Source organism: Barnesiella sp. CU968, assembly GCF_905219685.1.
In the GTDB taxonomy this organism is placed as follows: Bacteria; Bacteroidota; Bacteroidia; order Bacteroidales; family Muribaculaceae; genus Lepagella; species Lepagella muris_A.
Window position 1 is genome coordinate 1 of the sequence record NZ_CAJMXD010000135.1, and the last position, 7,125, is coordinate 7,125.

The 7,125-nt window shown below is 48.2% G+C and carries 8 protein-coding genes; 4 read left to right on the top strand and 4 right to left on the bottom strand.

The genetic code is table 11. The features are described from left to right. Positions 1 to 91: 91 nt before the first annotated feature. The gene (locus JX312_RS06740; protein WP_123406006.1) at positions 92 to 298 is read right to left on the bottom strand and encodes a winged helix-turn-helix domain-containing protein; all 207 of its coding nucleotides are present in this window, start codon (positions 296 to 298) and stop codon (positions 92 to 94) included. A gap of 161 nt (positions 299 to 459) precedes the next feature. Here JX312_RS06740 and rsgA point away from each other — a divergent pair, with 161 nt between their 5' ends. Further along, positions 460 to 1,434: a ribosome small subunit-dependent GTPase A gene (gene rsgA, locus JX312_RS06745; protein WP_204457471.1), complete on the top strand. Its 975-nt coding sequence runs from the start codon at positions 460 to 462 to the stop codon at positions 1,432 to 1,434. An 80-nt stretch (positions 1,435 to 1,514) separates the two neighbouring features. On the opposite strand, the gene rpmH is transcribed toward rsgA, so the two are convergent. After that, a complete protein-coding gene (gene rpmH / locus JX312_RS06750) occupies positions 1,515 to 1,670 on the bottom strand; it encodes a 50S ribosomal protein L34 (RefSeq protein ID WP_123406010.1) in 156 nt (51 codons plus the stop codon). A gap of 235 nt (positions 1,671 to 1,905) precedes the next feature. Between rpmH and efp the strand changes: the two genes are divergently transcribed. The 3 genes from efp to radC are packed head-to-tail and all read left to right on the top strand — an operon-like array spanning position 1,906 to position 4,212. Continuing rightward, positions 1,906 to 2,472 (top strand): elongation factor P, encoded by a 567-nt coding sequence (gene efp, locus JX312_RS06755; RefSeq protein ID WP_123406012.1) that lies wholly within the window; start codon positions 1,906 to 1,908, stop codon positions 2,470 to 2,472. Positions 2,473 to 2,507: 35 nt separating this feature from the next. Next, positions 2,508 to 3,509 (top strand): glycosyltransferase, encoded by a 1,002-nt coding sequence (locus JX312_RS06760; protein ID WP_123406061.1) that lies wholly within the window; start codon positions 2,508 to 2,510, stop codon positions 3,507 to 3,509. Then, the gene (gene radC, locus JX312_RS06765; protein ID WP_164916546.1) at positions 3,496 to 4,212 is read left to right on the top strand and encodes a DNA repair protein RadC; all 717 of its coding nucleotides are present in this window, start codon (positions 3,496 to 3,498) and stop codon (positions 4,210 to 4,212) included. The genes JX312_RS06760 and radC overlap by 14 nt, the downstream gene beginning before the upstream one ends. Here radC and JX312_RS06770 read toward each other — a convergent pair. Together JX312_RS06770 and JX312_RS06775 are read right to left on the bottom strand one after the other, a co-directional pair. Continuing rightward, positions 4,197 to 5,414, bottom strand: a complete 1,218-nt coding sequence (locus JX312_RS06770; protein ID WP_123406016.1) for a glycoside hydrolase family 3 protein — start codon at positions 5,412 to 5,414, stop codon at positions 4,197 to 4,199. The genes radC and JX312_RS06770 overlap by 16 nt on opposite strands. A 13-nt stretch (positions 5,415 to 5,427) precedes the next feature. Continuing rightward, a complete protein-coding gene (locus tag JX312_RS06775) occupies positions 5,428 to 7,023 on the bottom strand; it encodes a bifunctional UDP-sugar hydrolase/5'-nucleotidase (protein ID WP_204457472.1) in 1,596 nt (531 codons plus the stop codon). Between the last annotated feature and the right edge of the window lie 102 nt (positions 7,024 to 7,125).

The window sequence follows — 7,125 nt, forward strand, 5'->3', positions numbered from 1 at the left end:
CCGGATAACAGATACGGCGGAGTTTTAAAACTCCGCCGTATCTGTTATCCGGTTGGCATGCAGGATAGTCATCCTGCATACTTTGATTGTTTCAGACTAAAGTGATAACGATGTCTTCGTCATTCTGGGCGATTACAATCTTTCCTTCGCGTCCGAGCCAGCCGAGGGCTGCCATGATTTCATCTTTCTTGAGCTTGGTCGCTTTCTTTACGGCTTTGAAACCAAGCATGCGGGTATCAGACGAGTCAAGTGCCTTATACACCTCGCCTGCCCATGTTCCAATTGATTCAATGTTCATTTCCTCTTATAATTTAAATTAGTGTTTTACGATTGCAAAGTTGGCTAATTTTTGTCAAACTGCAAAATTTATAACGTTTTTGACGGTCAATTTATCTTAATTTGCTATATTTTTAACAACCTATTGACTGAAATTGTTAAGAAATAAGTTAATTTTGTGTTATGAAATCAAAAAATAGAGATGTTTCTTCAATTATAAAAGGAGAGGGAACAGTGATCAGGAACACAGGTTCTTCCTATGTGGTCAGGCTCGATTCCGGCGAGGAGACTTCCTGCCGGGTGAAAGGCAATTTCAGGATCAGGGGTATACGGACCACAAACCCCGTTGCCGTAGGGGATCGCGTCACAGTAGCGGGTTCGGCGGAGGATGCAGATTATATAACAGCTATTTCTCCACGTCGCAACTATATCATAAGACGTGCGTCGAATCTTTCAAAGGAATCCCATATTCTTGCCGCTAATCTCGATTGCGCGGCTTTGGTTGCGACATTGCGTGACCCGCAGACCCCCACAACCTTCATAGACCGTTTTCTTGCCACAGCCGAGGCATATTCCGTTCCGGCGATGATAGTTCTCAACAAGACAGACCTCTGGGATGAAGACGACCGTATGCTCGGTGATCTTGTGGCGGGTCTTTACCGCTCGATCGGTTATCCTGTATTCGAGGTTTCCGCGCAGACCGGTTATGGTCTTGGATCTCTTGTGGAAGAATTGAGAGGTAAGACAACACTCTTTGCCGGAAACAGCGGTGTGGGCAAGTCATCCCTCATCAACGCGATAGTGCCGGGAACCTGTCTGAAGACCGGAAAGATTTCAGACATGCACCGCACCGGCATGCACACCACTACCTTCTCGGAGATGATATCTGTTCCCGGCGGAGGAGAAATCATAGACATTCCTGGTGTCAAAGGATTCGGAACCATAGACTTTAAGCCTGAGGAGGTGTCTCATTTCTTCCCCGAGATCTTCCGTATAGGATGTGGTTGCCGTTATTCAGACTGTAAACACACCGGAGAACCAGGTTGCGCGGTGATTCCCGCCGTGGAGCAAAGCATAATCTCGGAGAGCCGTTACGCCTCCTATCTATCCATCCTTGAAGAGCTCAATGATCCCACCAAATATCGCAAACCGTTCTGAATGAAACCACAAAAAATGCGGTTCAGCAATGCTGAACCGCATTTTTTGTGGGAATCCTTTTTCCCCGACAATCGTTGGGATTACTTGCCGGCGATGTGGTCGGAAACTGTGAGCGAAGCGCGACCTTTGGCGCGACGACGAGCCAAAACCTTACGGCCATCTTTGGTAGCCATTCTCTCGCGGAAGCCATGTTTGTTGACTCTGCGACGGTTGGAGGGTTGAAAAGTTCTTTTCATTTTATGATAATTTTAATTTTTTTTCGGTAAAGAATGTGTAGTTCGCATTCGGAGTGCAAAATTAACTAATCATTTTCGAATAGCCAAATTTTAGGAATCAAAAATCAGGTAAAACACAAATTTACGTCATTTTTTATGTTAATTTTCCATGTTGTCCGGCGGTCAGTTTCGGCGTGTGAAAAAAAATTACTAAATTTGCGGCATAATTATAAACATAACAACAGACATAAAAGATATGATGAACGCTCAGGACATCAAGAACGGCACCTGCATCCGTCTCGACGGCCGTCTCTATTTCTGCGTGGAGTTTCTTCACGTAAAGCCCGGAAAGGGAAACACATTCATGCGCACAAAACTAAAAGACGTGGTTGACGGACGCGTGATCGAACGCCGTTTCAACATCGGCGAGAAACTTGAAGACGTACGTGTGGAGCGTCGTCCCTACCAGTATCTTTATGCCGATGGCGAAGACGATATCTTCATGAACAACGAGACTTTCGAGCAGATTCCAATCAGCAAGGATCTCGTGACAGGCGCTGCTTTCATGAAAGAAGGTGACACTGTGGAGGTTGTAAGCGATTCTTCAACCAATACCGTTCTCTATGCCGAAATGCCTATGAAGACGGTTCTCAAGATCACATACACAGAGCCAGGACTTAAAGGCGATACGGCAACAAATACACTCAAGCCGGCTACAGTCGAGACCGGTGCTACCGTAAGAGTGCCTCTCTTCATCAACGAAGGCGAGCTTATCGAGATCGATACCCGCGACGGCAGCTACGTTGGCCGCGTCAAGGCGTAACACCTGCATAGCGACTCATGAAAGAGGCAAAGGAGATATTGTTTTCAATTATCGTGCCTGTGTATAACAGGCGTGAAGAGGTTGCTGACCTCCTCCGAAGCCTTGAATGCCAGACCGACAAAGGATTCGAGATAATACTTGTCGAGGATGGCTCAACCCAGCTTTCACTTCCCGATGGCAAAGGTCCGGAGGGGCTGAGGCTCAAATATTGGAAAAAATCTAACGAAGGGCGCAGCATCGCCCGGAATTACGGAATAGCCGGAGCCGACGGAGACTTTTTTGTCTTTGTCGACTCCGACTGCATTTTACCCCCCGGCTATATTGCCGGACTCAGAAAAAGCATTGCGGAGAATCCTGTTGACTGTTTCGGAGGTCCGGATGCCGCCCATGATTCATTCTCGGATACGCAGAAAGCGATAAATTACGCAATGACCTCATTCCTTACCACCGGCGGTATACGCGGCGGCAAAGTCTCGATGGAGAAATTCACTCCGCGCACCTTCAATATGGGCTTCTCCCGCGAGGTCTATGAAAAGGTCGGTGGCTTCCGGGAGATGTTCAGTGAAGATATAGACATGAGTACGCGCATACGTAACGCCGGATTCAGAATCTCTCTCTATCCTGATGTCTATGTCTATCACAAAAGGCGTGTGGACATGAAGAAATTCTGGAAGCAGGTCCATGTATTCGGCATGTCTCGAATAACTCTTGAATTGCTTTATCCCGGTTCCATGAAGCTTGTGCATTGGCTGCCCGCCGTGTTCACGACAGGCGCGGCACTTCTTGTCATAGGCTCTTTTTTCTGCAAATGGCTATTGTTGCCTTTGTTGCTCTATATAATCGCATTGTGGATCGGTGGCATTATCGCCACGCGTAGTCTGAAAATAGCCTCGATGGGTGTAGGCGCCGCGATGGTGCAGCTTACAGGTTATGGCAGCGGTTTTATAAAGGCATACTTTTCCAAGATAATACTTGGCAAAGGACGCGATGTTTCCAAGGAAATTGAAATCAGAAAGGGAAGCAATGAAGGATTATGATTCGTCATGTCCGGTGGCGCATACGCTAACCGTCAAGGAGATGTCACCGGATGACCAGCCGCGGGAGCGCGCGTTGAAGCATGGTTGCAAAGTGCTTCCGACAGCCGATCTCTGGGCTATTGTCCTTCGCACGGGACTCCCCGGCAAACCTATCACGGAAATGTGCAGGGATCTGATGCGTTCCTGCGACAACAAGCTCTTCAACCTCGAAAGAATGGAGCGCGGCAGCTTTATGAAAGTCAAAGGAATCGGCACAACAAAAGCCCTTCAGATCGAAGCTGTCATGGAGCTTATACGCCGTTATTGCGGCGAGACGGTAGGAAATCGCGTGAAAATCGGTTGCTCCCGCGATGTATATGATGTAATGCGCCATGAAATCGGCAATCTTCCGCATGAGGAGATATGGGCGATATATCTGAATCGCCGAAATGAAATAATCTCAAAAGAGAAGATGACCCGCGGGAGTGCGGTCGCTTCGGTCTTCGATCTTAAAAAGATAATAAAAGAGGCATTGCTGCGCGATGCGCAAGGTGTGATGCTGTGTCACAACCATCCTTCGGGCAATACGATGCCGAGTGTGGACGATGACCGTATTACGGAGAAACTCCGCAAAGGATGCGAGTCAATGGATCTAAGGTTTCTCGACCATCTTATAATCACGGCTTCCGGTTTTTATTCATATCGGGATCAAGGCAGGTTCTGAATCATCAGTCTTTTGCGGATACGCTCTGCTTCCGGTGAGTTAAGAACCTTGTTGACACTGTCGGGCATCGCCGTTTCTGGCTTGTATCCGGCTTTCAGTAGAAATTTCCTGAACAGTATTCTGCGTAGATGCATGTCTATGTCCGGTTCGGTTATGTCTCCGCGTTCCATTGCGGCAATTATGTTTTTAATCTCCCGCCGCGTGTCTTTGGGCGCAAGAATAATATCTGCACCCGCTTCCACAGCCTTGTCTGCGCCATATCCTTCGGCACCAAGCATGTTCATGGCGTCTGTCAGCACGAGTCCGTCAAATCCGAGGTCTGTTCTGAGCAGGTCTGTGATTACGGGGCGCGATACAGCAGCGGGGAGCATTTGAGGGTCAATCGCAGGAAACGCGAGATGTCCGATCATGATTCCTGACAACTGTTGTTCGATATATCTGCGGAAGGGCTGGAGATCTACGCTGTCGAGACTCTGCAGACTGCGGTCGATATTCGCTTTCATGCGGTGGGTGTCCACGCTTGCGGCTCCGTGTCCGGGAAAATGTTTTGCGACACTCATCACATTTCCGCTTTCCAGTCCGCGTGCATATGATATGGAGAGAACAGAGACACGATCCGGATCCGGACCGAATGATCTTCTGCCGATGTAGGTTCCCTCTGTAGTGATGTCAAGCACCGGACCGAGAACCATGTTTATTCCTATTCTGCGACACTCTCTCGCCATTTCTCTTCCGTATTCGTATAATGTTTCCTCATCCGCGTCTTCGGAAATTCTTGAGTTTACCGGAAACTCCGGCGCGTCTTTCAGTCTCATGGCGAGTCCCCATTCGGCATCGATCGCGATAAACGGAGGTGTCTCGCACCAGTGTGCGAGAGAGTCGGCTATAATCGCCGCCGATCTCGTGTCTCCTTTCAGCAGAATCAGTCCTCCTACACCGATATGGGCATATTCGCGTATCCGCGCCAGAGTGTATGGATCAGACGAAGCATAGACGGCTGGCATAAAAAGCTGCGCCGCTTTCCGCTCCGGATTCATTGTCCGGATGACGGAGTCGGCGCAGCTGTATGCGGATTCGGTAAGATCGCTTTTTTCGACGGGTGCGATCTGTTTCTGCTCTTCCTGTTGCCGTTTCGCAGTGCATCCGCTTCCCGAAAGAAGCAGAGCCGTTATTGCCGGAACTGCAAGCAAGAGCTTTTTCATGATTCAGTTATTGTTACGGTTGGTTCTTTTCGCTCAGAAACCGGTCGATTTCAATTTTCACATTCTCAACAAATCTGCTTTCCGGATCCGAGCTTACAGGAATTCCGAGTTCAGTGAGGTGTTTGAGGTATCCGAGCACATATACGCACATTTCATGTTTACTCTGCCATAGCATGCGGTTGTTTGCCATGGACACAAGGTCATCGTTGCCGTTTGCCACATAGTCGATGGTTGCCAGTGTGTACATTTTTTCCGGATTCATCTCCTCTCCATCGATAATCACCTTCTGCAGATTTCCTTTCCCGTCGGTGACAACGCGTATGTTGGCACTTACCGCCTCACCCCCCTTGGCGGTTGCGATCTTAAGTGCGTCTATAATGTCCTTCCCCTTGATTTCTATGATTGTCATATGGTTTGAGAACGGGAATGTAGACAGGATCTGACCTTCTGTCACAGCACCTTTCTTCATCGGCTGGCGTATTCCTCCGACATTCATTATCGACAGATCTATCTGCGGGAAATCACCTTTTGCCGAACGGATGCTGTCGGCTATATGTCTTCCGAAATCCAGACCGAAATCAGCTGTCCAGTTCGGGTAGGCACCGGTGCGTCCGCTGTTCGACATATCCTGTAGGCTCCACGCCACGATGTTGGAGTTTACCGAATCAACGGCGTGTTTGAAAGGCGCAAGGAAACGCTCGATATTCTTGTCGTATGCATCGGGTGAGAAGCGGTCGGTCACCGGGATATACTCGTAATCGAACTTCCGGTCCTTTATGTCGTCAAGGTCGATATTGATATATCCTACATTACGGCCGTATTTCCCTGTCTGTGTCACCAGCACGGGCTTGCCGACGGCATTGTTGATCCAGTATGGTGTCGCTTCGGGAGTGGCGGGGTCTACAAACGTATGCGAATGACCGCCAATTATAATGTCTATATCCTTGCTGCGGCGCGCCATTTCCATATCCGAGGCTTTGCCGGGAATAGCTTCGTACCCGACGTGTGTCACAGCCACAACGAGGTCGCATTTTTCTTTGTCGCGCAACATTGCCGCAGTTTTGTTGGCTGTCTCGATGGCATCGTAATATTTCATTCCTTCGTAGTTCTCTTTCGATATAAGACTTTCAGGATCTACATTTATGCCAAAGAAACCGATTTTCTTTTTCCCGACTTTCTTGATTACATATGGCTTGAACAGTCCCCTGGCAGGGGTCATGCTGAAATCGTAGTTTGCCGAGAGGCGTGTGGCTTTTACATCTTTCCAATATTTGGCAAGTTCCTCAAGTCCGTTGTCAAATTCATGGTTTCCGAGAATCCTGATGTCATAATCCATCATGTTGAAAATCGGGTATTCCACGTCACCCTTGAAATATTTGAAATAGAGTGTTCCCTGAACCATGTCGCCGGCATCGACGAGTATCACATTCTTTTCCGCCTTGCGCACGGAGTCTATGATGGTTTTGCGCGGGAGTATTCCACCACGTCCGTTATTGTCGAAATCAATGTTTGAATGGGTGTCGTTGGTCGTGAGGATCACAAGGTTTTCTGCGGAAGACGCGAATACGCCTGCCGTCAGAAGAAAGAGTGATATAAAAGCTTTCTTCATAGAATTTTGAAATTTATGACTTCGCTTTAAGTTGAAAATATTAGGGTCTTTAAGGACTTTAGGGTCTTTAAGGACTTTAGGGTCTTTAAGGCTTTTAGGGTC

Coding starts and splice junctions, on each gene's coding strand:
- radC (WP_164916546.1), top strand. CDS start 3,496: ATGAAGGATTATGATTCGTCATGTCCGGTGGCGCATACGCTAACCGTC.
- efp (WP_123406012.1), top strand. CDS start 1,906: ATGATGAACGCTCAGGACATCAAGAACGGCACCTGCATCCGTCTCGAC.
- JX312_RS06740 (WP_123406006.1), bottom strand. CDS start 298: ATGAACATTGAATCAATTGGAACATGGGCAGGCGAGGTGTATAAGGCA.
- rsgA (WP_204457471.1), top strand. CDS start 460: ATGAAATCAAAAAATAGAGATGTTTCTTCAATTATAAAAGGAGAGGGA.
- JX312_RS06775 (WP_204457472.1), bottom strand. CDS start 7,023: ATGAAGAAAGCTTTTATATCACTCTTTCTTCTGACGGCAGGCGTATTC.
- JX312_RS06770 (WP_123406016.1), bottom strand. CDS start 5,414: ATGAAAAAGCTCTTGCTTGCAGTTCCGGCAATAACGGCTCTGCTTCTT.
- rpmH (WP_123406010.1), bottom strand. CDS start 1,670: ATGAAAAGAACTTTTCAACCCTCCAACCGTCGCAGAGTCAACAAACAT.